This is a genomic window from Rummeliibacillus sp. BSL5, assembly GCF_052928305.1.
This window is the reverse complement of record NZ_JAVGCV010000001.1, coordinates 1,797,656-1,820,730: the sequence shown is the minus strand read 5'-3', so window position 1 is coordinate 1,820,730 and position 23,075 is coordinate 1,797,656. Positions and strand designations below refer to the sequence as shown.

The 23,075-nt window shown below is 37.6% G+C and carries 21 protein-coding genes and 1 riboswitch; of the genes, 13 read left to right on the top strand and 8 right to left on the bottom strand.

All coding sequences use genetic code 11. The annotated features are described in order from the left end of the window. Positions 1-5 precede the first annotated feature (5 nt). Both RCJ93_RS09015 and RCJ93_RS09010 read right to left on the bottom strand, forming a co-directional pair. The gene (locus RCJ93_RS09015; protein ID WP_446738874.1) at positions 6-1,040 is read right to left on the bottom strand and encodes an acyltransferase family protein; all 1,035 of its coding nucleotides are present in this window, start codon (positions 1,038-1,040) and stop codon (positions 6-8) included. A gap of 514 nt (positions 1,041-1,554) precedes the next feature. Continuing rightward, positions 1,555-2,331 carry a hypothetical protein gene (locus tag RCJ93_RS09010; protein ID WP_446738873.1) on the bottom strand — a complete coding sequence of 259 codons (777 nt, stop codon included), beginning with the start codon at positions 2,329-2,331 and terminating at the stop codon, positions 1,555-1,557. 23 nt (positions 2,332-2,354) lie between these two features. Then, positions 2,355-2,440, bottom strand: a riboswitch (cyclic di-GMP riboswitch). Between the two features lie 217 nt (positions 2,441-2,657). Here RCJ93_RS09010 and RCJ93_RS09005 point away from each other — a divergent pair. From RCJ93_RS09005 to RCJ93_RS08985, 5 genes are all read left to right on the top strand, one after another. After that, positions 2,658-3,329: a DNA alkylation repair protein gene (locus RCJ93_RS09005; RefSeq protein ID WP_446738872.1), complete on the top strand. Its 672-nt coding sequence runs from the start codon at positions 2,658-2,660 to the stop codon at positions 3,327-3,329. A 295-nt stretch (positions 3,330-3,624) separates the two neighbouring features. Beyond that, complete coding sequence (locus RCJ93_RS09000) at positions 3,625-6,066, top strand: S8 family serine peptidase (RefSeq protein ID WP_446738871.1); 2,442 nt, start codon at positions 3,625-3,627, stop codon at positions 6,064-6,066. Positions 6,067-6,408: 342 nt separating this feature from the next. Further along, on the top strand, positions 6,409-6,843 hold the full coding sequence (locus tag RCJ93_RS08995; protein WP_446738870.1) for an NUDIX domain-containing protein: 435 nt from the start codon (positions 6,409-6,411) through the stop codon (positions 6,841-6,843). 58 nt (positions 6,844-6,901) lie between these two features. Continuing rightward, on the top strand, positions 6,902-7,471 hold the full coding sequence (locus RCJ93_RS08990) for a hypothetical protein (RefSeq protein WP_446738869.1): 570 nt from the start codon (positions 6,902-6,904) through the stop codon (positions 7,469-7,471). Positions 7,472-7,680: 209 nt separating this feature from the next. Further along, positions 7,681-8,052 (top strand): DoxX family protein, encoded by a 372-nt coding sequence (locus tag RCJ93_RS08985; protein WP_150283524.1) that lies wholly within the window; start codon positions 7,681-7,683, stop codon positions 8,050-8,052. 128 nt (positions 8,053-8,180) lie between these two features. Here the strand turns inward: RCJ93_RS08985 and arr are convergent, their stop codons facing one another. Next, on the bottom strand, positions 8,181-8,597 hold the full coding sequence (arr, locus tag RCJ93_RS08980) for an NAD(+)--rifampin ADP-ribosyltransferase (RefSeq protein WP_147195274.1): 417 nt from the start codon (positions 8,595-8,597) through the stop codon (positions 8,181-8,183). A 456-nt stretch (positions 8,598-9,053) separates the two neighbouring features. Between arr and RCJ93_RS08975 the strand changes: the two genes are divergently transcribed. After that, positions 9,054-9,926 carry an AraC family transcriptional regulator gene (locus tag RCJ93_RS08975; protein WP_150283525.1) on the top strand — a complete coding sequence of 291 codons (873 nt, stop codon included), beginning with the start codon at positions 9,054-9,056 and terminating at the stop codon, positions 9,924-9,926. Positions 9,927-10,061: 135 nt separating this feature from the next. Here the strand turns inward: RCJ93_RS08975 and RCJ93_RS08970 are convergent, their stop codons facing one another. The 5 genes from RCJ93_RS08970 to RCJ93_RS08950 form a co-directional block, all read right to left on the bottom strand. Next, positions 10,062-11,453, bottom strand: coding sequence for a sigma-54 interaction domain-containing protein (locus RCJ93_RS08970; protein ID WP_223823504.1), 1,392 nt, complete (start codon positions 11,451-11,453; stop codon positions 10,062-10,064). Positions 11,454-11,594: 141 nt separating this feature from the next. Further along, positions 11,595-12,380 carry a 3-hydroxybutyrate dehydrogenase gene (locus tag RCJ93_RS08965; RefSeq protein ID WP_150283527.1) on the bottom strand — a complete coding sequence of 262 codons (786 nt, stop codon included), beginning with the start codon at positions 12,378-12,380 and terminating at the stop codon, positions 11,595-11,597. A gap of 31 nt (positions 12,381-12,411) precedes the next feature. Then, positions 12,412-13,062, bottom strand: a complete 651-nt coding sequence (locus RCJ93_RS08960) for a 3-oxoacid CoA-transferase subunit B (protein ID WP_150283528.1) — start codon at positions 13,060-13,062, stop codon at positions 12,412-12,414. Then, on the bottom strand, positions 13,053-13,769 hold the full coding sequence (locus tag RCJ93_RS08955; RefSeq protein WP_150283529.1) for a CoA transferase subunit A: 717 nt from the start codon (positions 13,767-13,769) through the stop codon (positions 13,053-13,055). The genes RCJ93_RS08960 and RCJ93_RS08955 overlap by 10 nt, the downstream gene beginning before the upstream one ends. 66 nt (positions 13,770-13,835) lie before the next feature. After that, a complete protein-coding gene (locus RCJ93_RS08950) occupies positions 13,836-15,266 on the bottom strand; it encodes a GntP family permease (protein WP_150283530.1) in 1,431 nt (476 codons plus the stop codon). Positions 15,267-15,631: 365 nt separating this feature from the next. Between RCJ93_RS08950 and RCJ93_RS08945 the strand changes: the two genes are divergently transcribed. The 7 genes from RCJ93_RS08945 (at position 15,632) to RCJ93_RS08915 (ending at position 23,045) form a co-directional block, all read left to right on the top strand. After that, positions 15,632-16,381, top strand: a complete 750-nt coding sequence (locus tag RCJ93_RS08945) for an SDR family NAD(P)-dependent oxidoreductase (RefSeq protein ID WP_446738868.1) — start codon at positions 15,632-15,634, stop codon at positions 16,379-16,381. 511 nt (positions 16,382-16,892) lie between these two features. Next, a complete protein-coding gene (locus RCJ93_RS08940) occupies positions 16,893-18,203 on the top strand; it encodes an aldehyde dehydrogenase (protein ID WP_446738867.1) in 1,311 nt (436 codons plus the stop codon). Positions 18,204-18,314: 111 nt separating this feature from the next. Beyond that, on the top strand, positions 18,315-18,533 hold the full coding sequence (locus tag RCJ93_RS08935; protein WP_066784061.1) for a DUF1659 domain-containing protein: 219 nt from the start codon (positions 18,315-18,317) through the stop codon (positions 18,531-18,533). 20 nt (positions 18,534-18,553) lie between these two features. Then, the gene (locus tag RCJ93_RS08930) at positions 18,554-18,769 is read left to right on the top strand and encodes a DUF2922 domain-containing protein (protein WP_446738866.1); all 216 of its coding nucleotides are present in this window, start codon (positions 18,554-18,556) and stop codon (positions 18,767-18,769) included. A gap of 190 nt (positions 18,770-18,959) precedes the next feature. Further along, positions 18,960-20,375 carry an alanine/glycine:cation symporter family protein gene (locus RCJ93_RS08925; RefSeq protein ID WP_446738865.1) on the top strand — a complete coding sequence of 472 codons (1,416 nt, stop codon included), beginning with the start codon at positions 18,960-18,962 and terminating at the stop codon, positions 20,373-20,375. A gap of 87 nt (positions 20,376-20,462) precedes the next feature. Further along, positions 20,463-21,203, top strand: coding sequence for an IclR family transcriptional regulator (locus RCJ93_RS08920; protein ID WP_446738864.1), 741 nt, complete (start codon positions 20,463-20,465; stop codon positions 21,201-21,203). 135 nt (positions 21,204-21,338) lie between these two features. Beyond that, on the top strand, positions 21,339-23,045 hold the full coding sequence (locus RCJ93_RS08915) for a M20/M25/M40 family metallo-hydrolase (RefSeq protein WP_446738863.1): 1,707 nt from the start codon (positions 21,339-21,341) through the stop codon (positions 23,043-23,045). Positions 23,046-23,075: the final 30 nt, after the last annotated feature.

The window sequence follows — 23,075 nt, the reverse complement described above, 5'->3', positions numbered from 1 at the left end:
TGTTTTTATTGCCTAATTACTTTTTCTTGTTTCTTAAATCGTACATAAGAAATGGATTGAATTTTAATAAGTATCCATCCGAAGCCTTTCCAGGATAGGAGTAGTGTTAAAATGGCTGCGAAACATAGATATATTTCTAACCAATGGTTAGGTGAAATTTTAGCTAAGTAGTCATTCAAGTGATAATGTTGATAAATAAATAGGATAAAACGATGTAAGAAATAAACTTGTAGAGATCTTACTCCTATTACTGTATACCATGTTTTTTTGTTAGGCATGATTGCCATAACGGCTAAAGAGACAATCGTCGTCACAATCATTAAACCTAGACGGATAAAACCACCCATGACCGGCAGGCCGGCAACTACATATGCATTACGACCTGATAATAGAGGACGTAAGCTATAAATCAGATCAATATTGAAGTAGATAAAGGCTATCGTCAATAAGAGAATAATGCCACTTGTTATGCGAACAGATTTTTGTTGTAAAAAACCTGCAAGTTTTTGCGGATTTGTATAGTAACCCGCCATAAAGAAAGGTAGATAGACTATAATCCGAGAAGCGACTAAAAAATCACCTACTTCTTTATCATAGCCAACTAATAAGGCTAATACCGTAGTGCCAATGAGCACATACTTTGGTTTGAATTGATTTAAGAAGTAACCTATGCAAAGCCACGCTGCCATGGCAAACATAAACCATGATACGCCATCTTCAGAAAACATGGTTAAGTCATAGCTCTCACTTCCAAACCATACATGAAGCATAAGATACAGCACTATTTCCAATATAAAATAGAGCAATAAGAAAGTCAGTACTCGATCAATTCGAAATGGCGATTTATTAATAGTAGATTTACTAAATAAACCGGCTATAAAGATAAAGAGAGGCATATGAAAAATATATATAAAGAAAAATAGAACCTGCATATTACGAGAGATATCAGTATAGTAGTCAACGAAATGCCCGAGAACTACTAGAAAAATCAATAAAGCTTTTGAATTATCAAAAGTAAAAACTCGTTCTTTAGCAATCAATACGTAATTCCTCACTTTCATTTCAACTATCTATTATATAATTGATATAGTAGATAGTTTTTAAATTATGAAGCTAGTTTGCGCATTATTTCGTGTTGGTTCTAAAACTAATCTAAAATGCAAAATGGCGACCTGAAAAATAAAAGACCCATCTGTGAGAGTGGGACTTCTGAAAGAAAGTTAATGGTAAAAAGTATATTTAGCACAGTAACATTCTAAGCTTCTATCTAGGGAGGTTTCTCTCGTCCTCCTAAATTTGATATTATTCTTGAGGTCACTATGTTAAATCTTAATGGCTATAAAAGTATCTTACAAGGATAATCATAATACTTTAATGAAAAGAGCGAAATTTTACTATACTGCTTTGTTTCTATTGGAGTAGATTTGTTTGAATTCATATTAAAAAGTCCTTTTATTATGTTTTTTTTCTCCATTCAAACTATTAAAGTGAAGCCATAGTTTTTCAGTGGAAATAATATAAAAAGCCAACAAAATTGTTGGCTTTTCAAGGATATTAATCTTCGTCCTCATCATTTTGATTATCATCATCGTCTGCTTGGGAATCATCGTGATCTAATGATTGTTTTTCAAATTCTACTTCTTTGCCATTTAAAAATTCTACTTCGGCTTCCATATCATATGAACCTTCCAAGTGTAACTCTGTTTCAATAATTGATTGCATTTCTTCTTCTGTTAACTCCGTGGCTACTTCAAATTTCTTTACTAAAGCTTCAACCGTCGCTTTTGAAATGAATTTCTTACTTACTTTTATTTTGGCATGGCCTTTTTTATATTCATACTCAGCCTCGAAGTCATCATCATCAGTCTCAATTTCTAGTTCGAATTCACGAACTTTTTTTGAGTATTCTACGCCATGCTTGTCTACTTCAGCACCGTCTTTAATTTTATCGTGGTCAGAATCTGGATTGCTGGGATCAGTCCTAAGCTCTACTTCAGCTCTATTGCTTAATTTGTCATCATCCGCATCTTCCAACCCATCGTTTACATGATTTTTATCAGTGTCTGCAGATAAAGGGTTTAAGTGAAGTTGGTATTCCACTATATTTGGGAGACCATCCTTATCTTTGTCTTGTGAAGCGATATTTTTACCAGTTAGCTTATACTTCTTTTCCCATTTATCATCTATCTTATTTTTATTTTTGTCATGAGCCTGTGTTTTGTGCCCATGGCTTTTTTCTGAATGTCCTTTTGCATTTGCTACAGTCATTCCCTGTGACAGTAGCAATGTTGCTGCTAGTCCTACGCTCCATGCTTTCTTCATGTTTATCATATACATTCTCCTTTTATAGATAATTCGGTAACTGGCTGGCTTAGTGGAAACCACCTTAGCCCCTATAGCTTTGCGCAACTATATTTCTATAGTGTTGCCTTGTCGTTGTCTATCTTGAAAAGAAGAAACAGCAACAATTATCTATAAATATAATGAGTTTTTTGTATGTTGAATAGGTTAATAAGGCCTATTCTTAGAAATATTTTTTGAATATTAAAGAAGTTAGCTATTAAGGCATAGTAGAATTATTAATGCGTTTAATAAGGAGTACAATGAGATAAGCTTTAAAGAAGGAAAATATTAATAACTCAAAGCAGGTGGCGGGAATGAATAACAATTACATAAAACAACTGGTTGAATTATATAACCAACATAAGGATGAAGAATACGCGAACTGGTCACAAAATTATTTGCGCAATCAATTTCAATTTTTAGGGATTCGAACACCTATCCGCAGTAAGCTGACGAAACAATTTTTGAACGAATATGGTGTTCCCTCAAAAGAAAATCTCAAAGAGACTATTCTTACATTATGGGATCTTCCCGAGAGAGAGTATCAAAGGGCAGCGCTCGATATACTAGAGAAGGTAAAAAAGGAACTTACACCTGATGATATGCCGTGGCTGTGTACTTTGTTGGTGACGAAATCATGGTGGGATACGGTGGATGTACTTTCGCCGCATATAATGGGGTATTTGTTTACAGTTTATCCACAGTTGATTTCTTCGTATGCAGATGAGTGGATTTTAGACGACAATATATGGCTACAAAGATCAGCATTACTGTACCAGCTCCGTTATAAGAAACAAACAGATGAAGGACGCTTATTTCACTATATTCGCACAAGATCCGACAGCAATGAATTCTTTATTCAAAAAGCGATAGGGTGGGTCTTGAGAGAATATGGGAAGACGAACCCTGATGCAGTAAAGGAGTTCGTAGCAACAAATCAATTAAAACCTCTTAGTAAACGTGAGGCCTTGAAAAGACTCTTATAATAATGAACAGAACGTAAACTCAGCCTGTTTTAGGCTGAGTTTTTAATTTAATTTTTCATAAGAAAGTGGAATATAAAAAACCAAAAAAAATGTTGGCTTTTCAAGGATATTAATTTTCGTTCTTATCACTTTAATTATCGGTGCGTCAACTATGGAAATCATTGTGTTGGCTGCTACCTAAAAATATAAATACATTTAACATCTTTTTGAGGGTCTAAAAATTTAGCGATTCAACCCGATAAATTAAAATATGCTAATAAAATAGAGAGAGATAAATAGATAAGGAGTCTTGAGTATGAAGGGTTTTAAACACTTTTTAATGTTCACAATCACGTGCCTTTTTTTAAGTGGACTGCAAATGAATGTAGAAGCAAAAGGCAGTGATAGAATAACAAATAAGTTTGATCATACGATAAAAATACAAAGCAACTTAGAACAAAAAGTAAATAAAAGCAAGAAAGGCAAAATTAAAGTAATTGTTCAATTGGAAGAAAAATTCACACCAGAAGGACGAGTATCTAAGAGTCAAAAGGATAAGCAGGAAAGCAATATCCAGGAGACTCAAGATGCGGTTATTGAGGATTTAGATAACAAGGAACAAGATGTATCAGGCCATATTTCTAAATTTAAGACTATTCCTTATATGTCAATGGAAGTAGATGAAGAGGGTCTAAAAGCTTTAGCCGAGAACCCGGATGTTAAGAGTATTACGGAAGATGCGGTCATTTCAAAAAGTGATATAAAAACCAATTCAAACTTCCTAGAAGATAAACTAAGAGCAAAGGATATTTTTACAAACAGTTTAATGAATGCTGAGAGTGCTTGGTCAGCAGGATTTACCGGGAAAGGGAAGAGCGTTGCTATTCTTGATACAGGCGTAGATCGGAGTCATCCTTTTTTAAAAGGCAAAGTCGTCTATGAAGCATGCTTCAGTTCAAATCGAAATTGTGATGGGAAAACAGCAACAACAGGAGAGGGCGCAGCGAATGATACAGAGGGACATGGTACACACGTAGCTGGCATTGCAGCAGGGAATACGACGAACTTTTCAGGCGTTGCTAAAGAAGCGAATATTTTAGCAATAAAAGTACTGGCAGATAAGGATGGAGAAGGGAATTTTTCTGATTTATTAAATGGGCTGGAAAGAGTCTATCTATTAAGAAATCAGTATGATATTTCTGCTATTAATATGAGCTTAGGTGGTGGTAAATATTCTAGTACTTGTGATAGTTCATATACCAGCATAAAAAATATTGTAGACAATCTAAAAAGTGCAGGCATCGCGACAATTGCAGCCTCTGGCAACGATTCCTACAAAAGTGCCATTAGTGCACCTGCCTGTATCTCTTCTGTGGTGAGTGTAGGCTCCACAAATGACTATGACCAAGTATCTAGCTTTTCAAATAGTGTTAGTTTTCTAGATTTATTAGCACCAGGGGATCCGGTTTATTCCTCCTTGCCAGGAGGAGGATACGGGTATCTTTCTGGTACTTCAATGGCAACACCTCAAGTAACAGGAGGATTTGCACTTGTACGTCAAAAATACCCGAATTCCACTGTAGATCAAATTCTTTCTTATATGAAAGAAGACGGAGTGAGCGTTAAAGATAAGGCAAATAATATACCAACACCTAGATTGGACTTTTCTTGGATGCGAGCCATTGCGATAACTTTAGACAGAGTGCAAAAACCTATTTTAGAAGGAGAAATTATTGAATGGACAGATGTCCCAAATGCTTTCCAATATGAAGTTGAATTATATAAGGACAATACAATCATCTATACAACGCGGGTTGATGGAACAGTCCATGAAATAAATCTATCCTCTGAGATGGAGAGTCCAGGGAGCTATACAGTGACAGTCCGAGCGATAGGAGATGGTGCACATTATCAGGACGGACCTGTTTCAACGTATTCTGATACAAGTAAAATCATACCAACTTTAAAGCAAGTTAAAAAACCAATCTGGGATAGCAATACTATTCGATGGGATGAAGTGACAGATGCTTCCCAATATATGATAAAACTCTATAATGGAAAAACATTAATACAAACGCAGACAGTTCAAAATAATGTTCAGCAATATAATCTTGAAAAACAGATGGTAAAACCAGGATCGTATACAGTAACTGTTCAAGCAATAGGTGATTCAGTGAATTATAGAGACAGTATTGTTTCTAGTCCATCTGAAGTAAATAAAAAATTGACAACGCTAGCAAAACCACAAAAGCCCACTTGGAGTGGCGATAGCATTCATTGGAAAACTGTAGAACATACCAAAACGGTGGAGTTACGATTATATAGAGGGAAAACGCTAATCCTTTCTAAAAGGGTCGCAGCAGGAGACAGGAAGTATAACCTTTCTTCTAAAATGAAAAATTCAGGTGAATACACAGTAACAATCAAAGCTATCGGAGATAATAAAAGCTATAAATCTGGAGCAGCCTCCGTACATTCGGATAAAAAGATAACGTTAAAACAAGTTCCCAAGCCTACTTGGAAAGGTACTGTTATTCAATGGCAATCTGTAGCTAAAGCTTCAAAATATGAACTTAAATTATATCGTGGATCTAAACTAGTCTTTACAAAACATGTAACCGCAAGCAACCATAAGTATAGCTATGCTTCAAAAATGAAAGTCCGTGGAACTTACACAGTAACTGTTGAAGCGATAGGAAATCATAAAACATATAGGAACGGTCCTATTTCACATCGTTCAGTTGGAAAAAAGAGATAGATTGAAAGTACCAAGAGACCCAGTCTTGTAAAAGGCAGGGTTTTTGGTGGTTGAAAAAGTAAGGTGTACGCCCCTCCTTTTATTGCTATTCCTAGAGAACTTAAAACTGCGGGGATACCATTAAACTAGAGGGTATTCCTTAGATGAAGGTGTAGGAAAGTTAAATTATCTTTTCGGGAGAGGGTCCACTTTAAAAACAGACTTTTCTGTTGCTCATTGGAGTTTCCGCTTAGCAATACCCTTATCCCTATCTAACAGCTCTATCAATTAAAGTCCCCAAACACCGTTTTGGGACTTTTTTTAATGTTATAATATCGCTAGAATTCCAATTAGGAGGCTAAAATGAAAACTTTTGGTAAACGTAATTACGATTTAAATTATTGGAAAAGAACTGGTGCATATGCTGTTATTCAAAATGACCAACAACAATTCTTATGTGTAGAAGATTTGGATGGGAATTTATTTTTAGTTGGTGGAGGGATTGAAATAGATGAATCTCCTGAAATTGCATTATTAAGAGAGAGCATTGAGAAAACAGGACATGAAATTCGAATCGTTGAGCAGATAGGTAAAGCTGAAAGACATTGGGTTTCAGCAAAATATCCTCGCGACTCTCAACACAATATCGGAATATTATACACTTGTAAACTATTAGAAAAGATAGCTGAACCAGTTGAAAAAGAAAAAATGCGCTGGGTTGATTTCAATTATTTAGAAAAGCATCTTTTCCATGAACATCATTTATACTTATTAAAACAGTATTTAAATATTTCATAATTTCACCTTAAAGCCAAGAATAATAAAAAAGTAAACTTACGAAGAAATGAGTGCTCCAATGAATATAGAAAAAGTTAAATTAATGTATGACAAAATAAACGTGGATAATAATCTTATAGCAATAGTGGCGTGTGTGTTTTGGGCAATTGTTTTAGTGGCTATATTAGTTGAATTTGTAAAAACGAAAAAGACAGCCGCAACTATTGTAGGGAATGCAATTTTAATAGTAATTGTAATGGCGATTTTGATAATTCTAACAATGAATATTGTACAATCCAGAGATGCCATTACAGAGCCAGAGTGGAAAGTGAATTATTTAAAACCGTATTTACAAACTAAACCAGTTACTAAAATTGAATTAGATCATATTGAACAAGTTTTAAATAAGCCTAATCATTTAACGAATAGTGTTTTTGTTCAAGAAAAGAACGTCAAAAATTATTTTAAATTAACTTTTAAAAATAAAAAAAGTATTTATATATCAGCAAAAGTAAAAACGAGTAAGACAAATGAAAGCTATATGACCTTTAAAAAAATAAGTGCTGATATATCTCAGAAATATAATCTAAACACATACTTTGATCCGGTAATTTATGTTCAGAAGGGTTATATACCAGTTCATGAATAGGGGATATGACTGGGAATCAATTTAGCAATAAAAAAGAGCAGCATTAGCTGCTCTTTTTTATTGCTAACATACGTCTAGTAAAAGCTAAACAAAAAATAAAATGATATCTACCGTAATGAGCGAGTGTGAATTGTTCTGTTTACACAATGTGTTGTAAGGTAATAAAGAATTACAATAGGAAGGAATAAAGAGATGAAGGGAGTACGCAGATGAAAACTTTTTTGAGATCCATCTATTCGGTTATTTTATTTGGAGCAGGTGTCCTGCATTTCGTCCATGAACCAGGTTTCCGCAGAATTGTTCCGAAAATCCTCCCATTCCGTCGAGCTATTGTATTAGTGACAGGCGTGTTTGAGATTATTTTTTCTGTATTGCTTTGGGTGAAAAAAGGTCAAGCCATCACAAGTAAATTGCTAGCCTTCTTTATGGTGGCTGTTTTTCCGGCAAATGTGTATATGACAATGAAGAAAATATCATTCAAGCCAGATGAAAAAGCAAATCCTTTAATCCTATGGCTTCGACTGCCACTACAAATCCCCTTGATTATGGGAGCTCTAAAGCTTGGAAAAAGAGAAAATTAAAGTCGAGAAGAACACATCTGTTGAAGCGTATGTGATATTGTAGGCTTCAAACAAAACAAAAAAACCGTATTCAAGAGTTCACCTCTGAATACGATTTTTTTTATGGAAAATTAGTTAAGGCTAACTAATCAATCGTATATTACATTTTTTCCTTCTTCACTTAATTTTTTTAAAGATGTGATCATATGATTTATTTCTTCATCGGAATGCCTTTCCCATGAACCTAATTCAGCTACAATTTTCAGAGGAGATTTGGACCTATAAGAACGTGTAGGGTTTCCCGGGAATCTTTTGTCAGTTAAGTTCGGATCATTCTCAAAATCACCTAATGGTTCTACAATATAAATTCTCTCTTTTGAATTAGTTCTTGCTAATTCAGCACCCCATTTAGCGGCGTTTAATGTTGCAGTAAAATAGATATAGTTAGATTTTTTATCCTGATAATTGGATAAGTATAATGGTTCAAGCAGTTCTCCAATTTTCAGATTTGCTTTCGTACCGTGAAAGAAAGGCCCTGGATCTAAGGTATTCGTTTGGTTATTCATATAGTCACTCTCCTTATTTGTAGACTTTCGTATTACAGTATAAGGCAGGATCAGGGCGAAAAAACAGTCTATAAATAATATTTAGATTGGGTTATAATGTAAGTAGAGGCAAGGGGTTAATGATATTATTTTTAACCAAGCTGATTATTTCAATTTAGAATTATATAACAAACTTAGACAGAAACCTTATTCTTCTTGAAGAGTAAGATTTTTTTTATAGTGTAGAGGAGTTATTTTCTTTTCTATTCTTTCAATTATTAATACGTATGTAAAGTGAGAACCCAGTCTTTTAATAGGCTGGTTTTTTTATTAGACAAACCGTTCATTTGAAGGAGAACCCTTCTTACTTGGAGAAGAAACTACTACTGGATATAAATAAAAAACGGTCCTATAAAAGCAGATAATGACAGGTTTTATGGCCATGAAATTAGTATTCTTAATTCAAGGAGGTGCGATATGGAGTGGATTGATTCTTTACAGAGGGCAATAAACTTTATAGAAGAACATTTGTTAGAGGAAATGACAATCGACGATATAGCAAAGGAGGCACAAGCATCCGTTTTTCACTTTCAACGAACATTCAATATTTTAACTGATAGTACCGTTGGGGAGTATATAAGACGAAGACGGTTAACCTTAGCTGCGCAGGAACTCTCTAATACGAAAAACAAAGTTATTGATATTGCCTTTAAATATGGTTATGAAACTCCTGAATCGTTTACCAAAGCATTTCGTAGGCAGCACGGGATAACACCAAGAGAAGCGCGGTTTCATAAAGGGATGCTTAATTCTTATAACCGCCTGGTCATCCAGGTGAGTCTGAAAGGGGCAGAGCCGATGAAGTATAAAATTGTTGAAAGAGAAAGTTTTCAGGTAGTAGGGATAAAAAGAGAGTTTTCAACTGTGAATGATGAGAACCTTAAAGGGATACCTAAATTGTGGGATCAAGTGAATAAAGATGGAACGGACGATCTTTTATTTAGCTTGAACAATGGGAAAATAGAGGGAGTTCTTGGTGTATGTGCTGCTATAACGGAAAGCAAAAGTGATTTATTTGATTATTGGATAGCTACAGAATATGCTGGTACAACACCTGAAGGTTTGGAAACACTTGATATTCCCGCTTCTCGATGGGCAGTTTTTGAAGTCCACGGACCCATGCCAGATGCTATGCAAAGAGTGTGGAAGCAGATTTTTCAAGAGTGGTTTCCCTCAAATTCATATGAGCACGCGGGTACCCCAGAATTAGAAGTATATTCAGATGAGGACCCTTCAAGTGAGGATTTATATTCTGAGATATGGATTCCTTTGAAGCAAAAGGTGAATTAAAAACCAATTATTTAGATTAATAACCAGTCTTAATAGGCTGGTTTTTTATGTGTTTAAAGGATTTACGGCTTGCCCACAATGATGGCGGCTAAAGAAAAAAGGAGCAATCCTACTATCATCACAGTAGGTTGCTCCTTATAAATTATATAGTTTGCATTTGTCATAGAAGCTGGTTTTGCTAATTTGCAGCAACTTGGCGGCTTCTTGTTTGTTGCCTTTTGCTACAGCCAGTGCGCGTCGAATTGCCGACTTTTCAGCCTGAGCTACTGTATCTTTTAAGGGGCTTAAAGGAATAGTAGTCTGACCTTCAAATTGAGTGTCCTTTGGATCCTCTGCTACATCCTGTAAATATAAAGGCAGGTGAAACAGCTCAATGGTTTTCCCATCGAGTACATTGATGGCACGCTCTAAAACGTTCTCCAGTTCACGAATATTGCCAGGCCACATATGGCTTTGAAGCCTTTGGATGACTTCCGGTGAAAGAGATAGCTCCTCACGGTAAAATTTCTTCGCTAGCTTTTCTAATAAATGCAGACTAATTATCGGAATATCAGCTTTCCGTTTGTGTAGAGGGGGAATGTCGATCTTAATAACATTTAATCGGTAATATAAATCTTGTCGAAACTTTCCCTCTTGCACCATTTTTTCTAAATTCCGATGTGTAGCGGCGATGACCCGGACATCGATGGGGATGGATTGCTGGCTGCCGATGGGCTGTACTTCTTTTTCTTGCAGAACTCTTAGTAGCTTGCTTTGCATAGAAAGAGGCATGTCACCGATTTCATCCAGAAAAATTGTCCCTAGGTTTGCGTTTTGAAATTGTCCTTTTTTGCCGCCTTTTTTAGCTCCGGTAAAGGCGCCTTCCTCATAGCCGAATAGCTCAGATTCCAATAAATGATCGGGAATAGAGGCGCAATTAATGGGGACGAAAGGAAATGATGCACGAGGGCTGCCCGAGTGAATGGCATGCGCAAATAATTCCTTTCCTGTGCCCGATTCACCTAACAGCAAAACAGACGATTGGCTTCCAGCTACTCTTTCCGCCAGTTTTTTTGCAGCTATGAAATCTGTGCTACTCCCGATTAAATCATCAAAGGTGTATTTGCTTTTCAATTCTTTTTCAAACCGAGTTTTATAATAGGCGAGCTCATCGACCAGTGACTGAATCTTTCGCTGATATTTCTGCCATTCCTCTGGATTACTGAACATCACTGTGCCTAGGGCTCCAACCAATTCGCCATCTATAATTAGAGGGAAACGGTTCGCGATCATTTCGCTGCCATTAATCGATTGGACAGCAGCCAGTTCTGCACGGCCGGTCTCTGCCACGATATGCATACGAGTATTTTCGATCACATCTTCAATATGCCTGCCAATGGCCCAATCAACAGTGGTTCCAATGAAATCGCAATAAGCAGTATTAATATAGAGAATGATTCCTTGGCGATTAACTAAAACAATTCGCTCTGCTGCTAGATTGATAATCTTTTCAAGCCAGTTAAAGGGAATATTTTGAAATCCGTTCATCATGTGCCTCCCTTTTTAATATCTGATAACTCTATTATAGCAAAAAAATATTAAAATATTTAAAATTTAAAAAACTCCATAAAGTACTATTAAGTAATAAACCGCATGAAAGGGAGTACCTTCATGCGGTAATAGGTTCTCTTATTGAACAGTATAGCCACCATCAAGAACCACTGCTTGCCCGGTAACACCCTTTGCTTTATCGCTGGCTAAGAAGACAGCGTAATCCGCGATTTCTTCTACAGTGAGCAGTCTTTTTTGAGGAATGAATGGGAAGAGTACGTCTTCCATCACTTTATCCAGTTCGACACCGCGAGTTGCCGCTAGGTCTGAAAGTTGATTACGTACTAATGGTGTATCTACATAGCCGGGACATAGAGCATTCACAGTAATACCTTGCTCCGCTCCTTCTAACGCAGCTACTTTGGTTAATCCGATGACACCGTGCTTTGCACTATTGTAGGCAGCTTTTCCGGCAAAACCAATCAGTCCGTTGATGGAAGCCATATTAATGACTCTGCCAAAGCCTTGTTGTTTCATAATAGGAAATACATGCTTGATTCCCACAAACGGCGCTGTAAGCATGACATCGATCATTTGCTTGAATTTCGCTGTTGGAAAGTCTTCGATATTTGATACATGCTGCAGACCAGCATTATTAATTAAGATATCTATCCGTCCAAAGGCTTGATAGGTTGTTTCAATACTCTTTGCAAAAGCCTCTTCATCACTTACATCACATGGAGCGGCAATCGCCTCAAACCCTTGTTCTTTCAACTCGTTGACTACTCCGATTGTTGCTTCTTCCTTCAAATCAGAAATCGCTACTTTTGCACCTTCCTTGGCAAAAACTTTCGCAATTTCAAGGCCGATGCCGCTTGCTGCTCCCGTAATCAAAGCTGTTTTTCCTTCTAATAACATTCCCATTTTCGTTCCCTCCGTTTTTCTGTAGTTGTTATTATTGATGTATAAGAAGTTGTGGGCTCACGGTAAAAGAAGCTTCTGTTTTTTCTCGTACTTCTTCTAAGGAGGCGCCATCCACCAGTTCTATTAATACCATTCCACTTGAAGTGAATTCAAAAACAGCCAGATCCGTAATTAAACAGTGCACAACATTCTTACCTGTTAAAGGAAGGGTACATATTTGTTTTACTTTTGATTCGCCATGCTTATTGACGTGCTCCATAACCACGACTACTTTTTTTGCCCCATTCACAAGATCCATCGCGCCGCCCATTCCTTTTACCATCTTCCCTGGAATCATCCAGTTGGCGAGATCGCCAGTTTCAGAAACCTCCATACCGCCAAGGATAGCTAAATCAATATGACCACCGCGAATCATGGCAAATGATTCTGCGCTATCAAAAAAGGCAGCACCGGGCACAGCTGTTACAGTTTCCTTTCCTGCATTAATTAAATCTGGATCTACCTCAGCAGGAGTAGGGTAAGGACCGATTCCTAGCAGCCCGTTTTCTGATTGAAGCAACACGTTGATGGAAGGGGGAATTTCATTAGCAAGCAGAGTAGGTATGCCAATGCCTAAATTCACATTCATACCATCTTTTATTTCTAATACCGCACGTTGAATAATTTTTTGTCTTACGTCCATGAAAAAACTCCTTTCTCCACTTGTACTGTCTTACGTTCAATCCGTTTTTCATATCCGTCGCCTTGTAAGAGCCTTTGTACAAAAATGCTTGGTGTATGAATTTGATCCGGTTGAAGTTCACCTGGTTCTACAATTTCTTCGACTTCAGCTATCGTTACCTTTCCGGCCATAGCAGCCAGTGGATTGAAATTGCGTGCTGTTTTTCGGTATACCAAATTCCCGAGGGCGTCTGCTTTCCATGCCTTTACAAGAGCGAAATCAGCTGTAATGCCTCTTTCAAGGATATACGTCTTTCCGTCAAATTCTTTGTGTTCTTTACCTTCAGCAATTTTCGTGCCAACACCAGTTGCTGTATAGAAGCCAGGTATTCCAGCGCCACCCGCTCGGATACGTTCTGCTAATGTGCCCTGAGGAACAAGTTCTACCTCTAGCTCACCACTTAAAAATTGCTGTTCAAAGGTCTTGTTTTCTCCAACATAAGAGGAAATCATTTTCTTGATTTGTTTATTTGCTAATAATAGGCCAAGTCCCCAATCATCCACGCCACAATTATTACTGATAATGGTTAAGTCTTTTACACCTTTATCTCGAAGCGCAAGGATTGATTTTTCTGGAATGCCGGATAGGCCGAAGCCTCCTACAATAATGGTTGCACCATCTTGTATCTCCTGAATGGCTGATTCAAAGCTTTCATTGATTTTACTCATTTTAGAAGTCTCCCTTTCAAATAAAGGTTACTAGCATAATAGAAACTAGTAACCTTCCAAAAAGATTTATACAATGCCTGTTAAAGAATAAAGCGCAATGATAAAGAAAACGGCAATTGTTTTAATGATTGTTACAGCAAATATATCTTTGTAAGCTTGGCGATGCGTTAAACCTGTAACGGCAAGGAGAGTAATGACTGCACCATTGTGAGGCAGTGTATCCATGCCGCCAGATGCCATAGCGACAACGCGGTGCATCACTTCAGGCGGAATATTGGCCGCTTCAATCATCTGATTATATTTATCTGCCATGGCACTTAAAGCAATCCCCATGCCGCCAGATGCTGAGCCAGTGATACCTGCAAGTGTGGAGGTTGTTACCGCACCGTTTACTAGCGGATTTGTGAAGGTATGAGAAATTCCTCCGCTAATAGCTGAGAATCCTGGAAGAGCAGCTATAATTCCACCAAACCCATATTCTGCACCAGTGTTCATAGTTGCGAGTAAAGATCCGCTGATACTAGCGTTTAATCCTTCTTTAAAGTTTACTTTTACTCGATTCCAGTCATATAGAATGGTGGCAAAGATCCCAACAACAAGCGCCATCTCTACAGCCCAGATAGCCGCAACTGCTGACGTATCGACTACACCAAATGAATCTAGCCCGATTTTCGAAAAGTTGAAGCCGTTTGGATACCATTTCGGAATATAAGTGACGAAAATTTTATTCATTACGCCGACAAGAATCAGAGGTACAAAGGCAAAGATTTGACGGAGTACAGATTGATTTGCCGTAAACTTGATAGCAGGCTCTTCCTTCATCGCTTCAAGAGTAGCAGCCGTTTCTGTTTCGAAGCCATAATAGCCTTCTCCAGCTTTGGCTGCTTTTTTCCTGCGGGATTCTAAATAAAGCAATCCAAAAATTAATACAAATAGTCCGCCAAGAATTCCTAACGTAGGCGCAGCATAAATATCAGTTTTAAAGAAAGAAATCGGAATTACGTTTTGGATTTGCGGGGTACCAGGAATGGCATCCATCGTGAAAGAAAATGCTCCCAATGCGATGGTCCCCGGAATGAGGCGTTTCGGAATATTTGCTTCTCTAAACAGCTGTGCTGCAAATGGATAAACAGCAAAAACAACAACAAATAAGCTAACGCCGCTATATGTTAAAATAGCGCCTAATAAAACGATGGTAAGAATTGCTCTTTTGGCACCGATTAATTTAACAATCGTTTTGGCAATGGATTCTGCAAGGCCAGACATTTCCACAACCTTGCCGAAAATAGCTCCAAGTAAGAAGACAGGAAAATAAGATTTTATAAAACCGACCATTTTCTCCATGAAAACGCCAGAGAAGAAAGGTAATACATAGCTAGGCTCTGTTAATAAAACAGCAAAAAGTGCACAAATAGGCGCGAATAAAATAACTGAAAATCCACGGTAAGCAACAAACATTAATAAACCAAGCGCCAACAGTATGACAATTAAATCCATGAAAATCCCCCTTATTATTATTTGTAAGAAAGCGTTTGCAAAAAAATACATCCTCCTTTTTCAAAAAATCCCCTTCAGCTTAATTTAATTGCAAGAATCATGCCAAAAACATCTGTTTAAGCAAATCCCTTAATTACTGAGAATTCTACGGTGTAATTTGCAAATAAATTTTAAATTTCCGGATTATCGGATTTTTCATTTTCGAAGCGTTCCGTAAAAGTGGAATTTTCCGATATTACGGAATGATAACTGCTATTAGAAATAATGAAATTATTTCCAATTCAATACTTCAGACGGTTTAGCTTTTTTAGAAAGTGCTATAATAATGACGAAAAGTTAAATCATTTCTAAGGGAGGAATCGAAAATGGCAGATCGTTTTAAAGGAAAAACAGTTATTGTAACTGGTGGAGCAAGTGGTATCGGGGAAGCTACGGTAGTAGAGTTCGCGAAAGAAGGAGCGAATGTCGTGATTTCCGACATGTCTGATAAAGGACAAGCGCTTTCGGATAAATTAAACCAAGATGGATACCAAACCATGTTTATGAAAACAAACGTAACGGAAGAGGAAGAAGTACAACGTTTAGTTGAAGAGACTGTGAGTAAATATGGAAGCTTAGATGTCCTTTTTGCCAATGCAGGAATTGGTGCAGCAACGCTTGTTCATGAAATGAGCTATGCTGATTGGAAGAAGGTAATCGATGTCAATCTTAATGGGGTTTTCCTTTGCAATAAATACGCCCTTGCACAAATGCTAAAACAAGAAACAGGCGGCGCCATTGTTAATAATGATTCCATCCATGGATTTGTAGGGAAGCCAGGAGTCAGTGCATATGCAGCTTCAAAAGGCGGCGTAAAATTGCTTACACAAACGGCAACCTCTGAATATGCAGCAAAAGGCATTCGAATTAATAATGTAAACCCAGGTTATATCGATACTCCATTGCTTGCTGGCATGCCAGAAGAAGCAAAACAAGAATTGATTGAACTCCATCCAATCGGCCGTTTGGGCAGACCAGAAGAAGTAGCAAAAGCTGTTCTCTTCTTAGCAAGTGATGATGCATCCTTTATCTCAGGCGCAAGCTTGCTGGTTGATGGTGGATATACTGCAGTTTAATAATTTAAAGATAGCTTAAATCCCTTTTCTTCTGGAGAAGGGATTTTTTCTTTCATTACTGGTGGGGTATATTACTACCTCACTGTGATCATTTACAACCGCTGTTAGTACATTTATCACCGTTGTGACACCATTTACAACCGCTCACCGAAAGTTTAGTACCGAAACTTTACAATTTAAGGCCTAAATGTATGTCATTTATAAAATATCCACAAAAATTGGTGTGCTATTCACATTTCTCATTCACTGTTCTGTTTTAAAAAGTAAGAAGCGGGTAATCAAAGGTATTTGGTTCAGCTGAATGATATATTTTTTTTCGGGAAGAGTAAAGAATGCAGAATCACGATTCAGTATACTAGTGTATTGAAGGTATATTGTATATAATACATTTTATACTTAAAAAGATAATATCTATATTTCCCTTAAGATTAGGTAGAATTATGGATTAATAAAAGTAGGAAATCTGGTTTTGCATCAAAATAAGTATAGTTTGTTTGAGAGGGGAATAATCATGTCAGAAAATTATCAAGGTCTTGTCGAACGACAACGGGCTTTTTTCCGTACAGGAAAAACAAAGGATGTCGAGTTTCGTGTAGAGACATTAAATAAACTTGTAGACGCAATGAAGAAGTATGAAAATGAAATACTTGCAGCTTTGCGTAAGGACTTGAACAAGTCAGAAAAAGAGGGGTATCGTACTGAAATTGGATTCGTTTTACACGAAATCAAATATATCTTAGATAATGTGCATACTTGGGCTAAGCCGAAAGAAGCACAAACGCCAGAGGTTTTTGGTAATGCTTCGAGTATGCTGTACCCAGAGCCTTATGGTTTGGCTTTAATTATTGCGCCTTGGAACTATCCATTCCAATTAGCGGTTGCCCCATTAATCGGTGCGATTTGCGCCGGCAACTGTGCTGTGCTGAAACCATCAGAATTTACGCCTGCTACTTCAGGAGTGCTTGCAAAAATGGTGCAAGAAAATTTCCCTGAAGAATACATTGCGGTTGTAGAGGGCGAAGCAGAAACAAGTACAGCTCTATTAAAAGAAAAATTCGATTATATCTTCTTTACTGGAAGTACTGGTGTTGGGAAGATTATCATGACAGCAGCGGCAAAACATTTAACACCTGTCACACTGGAATTAGGCGGAAAGAGCCCATGTATTGTCCATGAAGATGCAGATCTCGATATTGCAGCTCAACGCATTACTAAAGGGAAATTCTCTAATGCCGGTCAAACCTGCGTAGCACCAGACTACTTGCTAATTCACAAGAGTGTGAAAGATGAATTCCTTGAGAAGATGAAAGGACAAATTAAGGAGATGTTTGGAGAAGATGTATCTAAAAATCCAGACTTCACACACATTATTAATGATCGACATTTCAACCGCCTGTCCGCTTTCCTAGACAATGGCATCCAAGTAGTAGGAGGCGATACAGAGGAAGACCGCCTATTTATCGCGCCTACTGTATTAGACGACATCAAGTGGGAAGATCCAGTTATGCAAGATGAAATTTTTGGACCTATTCTTCCGGTTATCGAGTACGATGATTTAACAGAAGTAATCCACAAAATTGTAGAGAGACCAAAACCTCTTGCACTGTACCTATTCACAGAAGACGAAGAAGTAGAAAACACTGTTCTAGGAAATATCTCATTTGGTGGCGGCTGTATCAATGACACGATCTCCCATTTAGCTACACCTTACCTGCCATTCGGGGGCGTAGGTGAGAGTGGTATGGGATCTTATCATGGACAAGGTAGCTTTGATACCTTTACACACTATAAATCCATTTTGAAGTTAATTCGAGCTAAATAATGGTTTTAAGAGCACTAACCTTTGGGTTGGTGCTTTTTTTCATTTTTTATAAATACTTGTCCTCTTTTTCGAAGTTTAGTCTATGTAGTGAATGAAAGGGAGGTGAGCAACATGGCAACGAAAACATTTGAAAAAGGTACACTTCGCATTAAATTCTCTACTGGCGTGAATACGCAAGGACAAATGATCGAAAAAACAAAAGCATTCCAAAATGTAGCGCGAGATGCACAAGTAGAAAACTTGGCAGCTGTAGGTACTGCACTTGCAAGTCTATTCGCGCACGAATGGATCGGCACAGGGATACTAATGCAAGAAAGCATTCAACAATAATATGAAAAGGAGGAGAATGAATGTCAAAAGTATTGCAGCTTCAATTCCAAACCTCGAAGGGAACAGACTATTCAATAAGTATTGACGCGCCAAAAGAAGGGCTATCATCCAAAGAGGTGTATGATGTGATGAACACCATCATTGAAAAAGGCGTGTTTGAAATAAAAGGCGAACGCTTAGCAGAAATAGATAGTGCCCGTTATGTTGAGCGGACTGTAACTGAATTAGAAGCATAAATAGCAGAGCTGTTCCATCTATATTGATAGATGGAACAGCTTTTTTCGAAGATAGGACTATCCATTTTAGAAATTTTAGAAATGTGTATACAATTGTTATTTCTCTTTGATATAATTTTATTATAGAAAGTATTTCCGTATTACGGAAACATTTGTATTTTTGTAAGCGTTCACAAAGGGGGAAATAATTTTGGACAAGTTTATGAATCTTATCGGGGGTATTACTGATTTTATATGGGGACTTCCGATGATGCTTTTGCTATTAGGTGGGGGACTGTATCTTACTTTTAAATTAGGTTTCTTTCAGTTTCGTTATATGCCTCATATTATCAGTCAAACCTTCGGGAAAATTCTTAGCAAAACTGATGCATCTGAGGGAACATTAACACCATTTCAAGCGGCTACATCTGCGTTAGCTTCAACTGTAGGTGCGGCAAATATTATTGGTGTGCCTGTAGCGATTGCATTCGGGGGACCAGGGGCAATCTTTTGGATGTGGGTTGTCTCATTAATAGGAATGGCTGCCAAATATTCAGAAGTCGTGCTAGGGGTAAAATATCGGGAGAAAAATGAAGAAGGGGAATGGGTTGGGGGACCCATGTATTATATTGAAAAAGGACTAGGATGGAAGCCGGTAGCATCATTCTTTGCTTTTGCTTTAATGCTTGAAATTGTGGCAAGCACAATGGTGCAATCCAATTCACTTTCCACAACCATTTCTGGTGCATTTCATATTTCGCCTATCATTACGGGCTTATTAGTTATGGTGTTAATTGGCATTATTGTTTTTGGTGGGATTTCAAGAATCGGTAAAATTACAGAGAAGTTTGTTCCTTTTATGGTGGGCATTTATATAATTGGATCTTTAATTGTAGTCTTTGCCAATGTATCTGCTATACCTTCAATATTCGCTTTAATTTTTGAACATGCTTTCACACCGATAGCTGCTGCAGGTGGATTTGGTGGAGCTGGTATTGCAGCTGCCATTCGATGGGGACTTGCAAGAGGAACCTACTCAAATGAAGCCGGAATGGGAACAGCACCTATTGCACATGCAACCGCTAAAACTGATCATCCTGCAAAACAAGGGTTCTGGGGTGTTTTTGAAGTAATCGTTGATACTATAATTATTTGTACAATGACGGCTATCGTTGTTCTTTGTACAGGGCAATGGGAGAAAGTTCCTTCTGAACAGGCTTCGAGCATGGTGACGATGGCGTGGGGACAAGTTTTCGGTGACCAGTTAGCTGGCATTATCATGAGCATTGCTCTCTTTTGTTTTGTGTTATCGACTGTGGTGGTTATCATCTATTACGGAGAGAAACAAGCGGAATATTTATTTGGTACATTCTTTTCAAAAGTAATGCGTTTTGTATATGTTGGAGCCATATTTGTTGGTGCAATTGGCGGATTAAAGTTTGTCTGGCAATTCCTCGATATTCTTTTAGCTCTTGTTATTTTGCCGAACATTATCGCCCTGTTATTCTTAGGCGGTGAGGTGAAAGAGATTACAAAAGATTACTTTACACGTATCTATAAAAAGAAAAACTACATGGAGGAAGTCCAGCTTTCACAGCCAGAACAGTCATTAGAAAAGGCGGAATAGTCGTTAAAGTCTGTCGATTGTTGTTTTCCTATTCAGGGAAATAGTATAATAGATTCAATAACTATTTTTTAAGAATAGGAGAATACCATGATTCAATCGATTGACCGTGCCATGTCAATTATTCATATTTTAAGATCAGATCCGCATCGAAATGAATGGTCCATTTCTGAGCTATCAAAACGCACAGAGTTGCCGATCAGTACAATGCATCGTTTATTAAACTCCTTAATTGATCATGGTCTTGTTATACAAAATCCTAACACAAAGCATTATAAAATAGGCCTTCTTTGGATGGAAGTTGGTTTACAAGTGCTTGAAAGTATTGATTATAGAAATGTAGCTCGTCCGATCATGGAAGACCTGGCACTGGACGTAAAAGAAAGTATTTACTTAAACATTCAAGATGGGAATTTCGGGATGACAATTGAAATAGTGGACAGTCCCTTAAAGGTTCGAATCGCTGAAACTTTGGGTATTCGCAGTCCATTGAATGTCGGGGCACCCAACAAGGCCATCTTGTCCTTTTTGAAGGAAGAAGAAAGAGCAGATATTATAAAAAAGCTAGGTTTGACAGATGAAGAAACCATTCAATTAAAGGAAACGATAGAAGAAGTACGCCGGAATAGGTATGCGATGAGTAATTCGGAGCGTACGGAAGGCACTATATCTATTGCAGCGCCCATTTTTGGATACGGCAATAAGGTTTTAGCTGCAGTAAGCATTAATGGTCCTGATTTTCGAATAACAGAGGAGAGTATTCCGCAGCTGGTAGAAAAAGTAAAAGTGGCTGCGGAGCAAATCTCAAATCGAATAGGAAGATTTTATTGATGGGAATCCCTTGAGTTAATCAAGGGATTTTTTAGTGAAAAAAATAATGACAAACTTATTTGAATATTATATATTATGAATATAAATAAAAATAGAAAGCGTTTCCATAATACAGAAAACATTGGAGGGATGGGTATGTATCAACAATTACAAGAAATGACTTTGCCTCAACAAGTTGAATTTTTAACAAGACAGCTTGTCGGGATAGATAGCGTGAACGGAACAGCTGGAGAGGGAGCTATTGCTGATTCTCTCAAGGAGATTCTTCAAAGTTTTCCTTACTTCATTCAAAACCCTAATCAAGTTTGGGAGAAAAGAGTCCCGAACGATCCTTATCGTAAAAATATTTTTGCCTTGGTAAAAGGGAAGGGAAGCCCTACGAATACAGTTATTTTCCATTCGCATATTGATACAGTGGGCATTGAGGATTTTGGACATTTGAAACAGGATGCCTTTAACCCTGACCAAATCGAACAGTTTTTCAAAACATATGAACTGGATAAAGATGTCCAAATGGATGCAAATTCTGGCGATTGGATGTTTGGAAGAGGATCTGTCGATATGAAGAGTGGAGCTGCTGTCCATTTAGCCAATGTTCTTTATTTTTCTGAACATGCTGAAGAATTGGACGGGAACATTCTTCTTATGTTCAATCCTGATGAGGAATCCCAGCATAAAGGAATCATCTCAGCTATTCCAGAGTTGAAGCGTTTAAAAGAAGAGCATGGTCTGGAATTTATCTCAGCCATTAATGATGATTTCATCACGCCTCTCTATGAAAATGATCCGCACCGCTATATTTATACGGGTGCTGCTGGCAAAACTCTTCCGAGCTTTTATATTTACGGACGCGAGGCACATGTAGGAGATACGCTATCAGGTGTGGATCCCAACTTTGTAGCGGCAGAACTGACACGCCGAATCCATAATAATCTGGAGCTGGCTGAAAATATTGAAGGGGAAATGACACTTCCCCCAACATGTTTACAACAAAGAGATACAAAGAAGTTTTATTCAGTACAGACTGCAACAAGCAGCTATTTATATTTTAACTACTTCTTATTTGAGCTTTCTGCAAAAGAAGTGATGGATAAGTTGATTGCGATTGCTACAAGTGCATGCGTAGACGTAGAGAATCATCTATCTAAGCAATATGAAGAATTCTTGAAACGAACTGGATTGCCTGGTAAAAAGCTGTCGTGGCATTTAGAAGTGACGAGCTTAGCTGACTTTATGAACGAATTAGTGGCACAAGGCATTCCTGCCCATGAAGTGGCCAAAAAAGTGCAGCGAGAAGACAAAGAGATGGAAGCAAGGGAGCTGTGCTTTAAAATCGTTGAGGAATTGCAGAACTGGGATCCGTATAAAAAGCCAAGAGTCATCATATTCTTTGCGCCGCCTTATTTGCCTCACAACTATTTGAACCAATCCAATGAACGGGACGCAGAGATTCTAAAATCGGTAAAAGAAACGTTAGTAGAAATGGAACAATTGACGGGCGAAACATTTGCCTTAAAAAAATTCTTCCCGTATTTAGCAGATGGCAGTTTCCTATCCTTGCATGAAAGTGATGAGGAGCTTAGCTCATTAATCAATAATTTCCCTGAATGGGATTCTATTTATCCTGTACCAGTTAACGAAATTCGTGGATTGAATATACCGTCTATTAACGTTGGCGTGTATGGAAAAGACGGACATAAATGGACGGAGCGAGTGTATAAACCATATACATTCCATGTGCTACCGACAGTGATACGCACTATGGCAATGAATTTATTAAAAAAAAAATTATCAGCGCCTGATCTGTCAGAAAGACTGCATGAGGAGCCAATCGGAATCTGATAGAATTTAGCTTAAATCAAATAAAGTGCA

Coding starts and splice junctions, on each gene's coding strand:
- RCJ93_RS09010 (WP_446738873.1), bottom strand. CDS start 2,331: ATGATAAACATGAAGAAAGCATGGAGCGTAGGACTAGCAGCAACATTG.
- RCJ93_RS09005 (WP_446738872.1), top strand. CDS start 2,658: ATGAATAACAATTACATAAAACAACTGGTTGAATTATATAACCAACAT.
- RCJ93_RS09000 (WP_446738871.1), top strand. CDS start 3,625: ATGAAGGGTTTTAAACACTTTTTAATGTTCACAATCACGTGCCTTTTT.
- RCJ93_RS08995 (WP_446738870.1), top strand. CDS start 6,409: ATGAAAACTTTTGGTAAACGTAATTACGATTTAAATTATTGGAAAAGA.
- RCJ93_RS08990 (WP_446738869.1), top strand. CDS start 6,902: ATGAATATAGAAAAAGTTAAATTAATGTATGACAAAATAAACGTGGAT.
- RCJ93_RS08985 (WP_150283524.1), top strand. CDS start 7,681: ATGAAAACTTTTTTGAGATCCATCTATTCGGTTATTTTATTTGGAGCA.
- arr (WP_147195274.1), bottom strand. CDS start 8,597: ATGAATAACCAAACGAATACCTTAGATCCAGGGCCTTTCTTTCACGGT.
- RCJ93_RS08975 (WP_150283525.1), top strand. CDS start 9,054: ATGGAGTGGATTGATTCTTTACAGAGGGCAATAAACTTTATAGAAGAA.
- RCJ93_RS08970 (WP_223823504.1), bottom strand. CDS start 11,453: ATGAACGGATTTCAAAATATTCCCTTTAACTGGCTTGAAAAGATTATC.
- RCJ93_RS08965 (WP_150283527.1), bottom strand. CDS start 12,380: ATGGGAATGTTATTAGAAGGAAAAACAGCTTTGATTACGGGAGCAGCA.
- RCJ93_RS08960 (WP_150283528.1), bottom strand. CDS start 13,062: ATGGACGTAAGACAAAAAATTATTCAACGTGCGGTATTAGAAATAAAA.
- RCJ93_RS08955 (WP_150283529.1), bottom strand. CDS start 13,769: ATGAGTAAAATCAATGAAAGCTTTGAATCAGCCATTCAGGAGATACAA.
- RCJ93_RS08950 (WP_150283530.1), bottom strand. CDS start 15,266: ATGGATTTAATTGTCATACTGTTGGCGCTTGGTTTATTAATGTTTGTT.
- RCJ93_RS08945 (WP_446738868.1), top strand. CDS start 15,632: ATGGCAGATCGTTTTAAAGGAAAAACAGTTATTGTAACTGGTGGAGCA.
- RCJ93_RS08940 (WP_446738867.1), top strand. CDS start 16,893: ATGTCAGAAAATTATCAAGGTCTTGTCGAACGACAACGGGCTTTTTTC.
- RCJ93_RS08935 (WP_066784061.1), top strand. CDS start 18,315: ATGGCAACGAAAACATTTGAAAAAGGTACACTTCGCATTAAATTCTCT.
- RCJ93_RS08930 (WP_446738866.1), top strand. CDS start 18,554: ATGTCAAAAGTATTGCAGCTTCAATTCCAAACCTCGAAGGGAACAGAC.
- RCJ93_RS08920 (WP_446738864.1), top strand. CDS start 20,463: ATGATTCAATCGATTGACCGTGCCATGTCAATTATTCATATTTTAAGA.
- RCJ93_RS08915 (WP_446738863.1), top strand. CDS start 21,339: ATGTATCAACAATTACAAGAAATGACTTTGCCTCAACAAGTTGAATTT.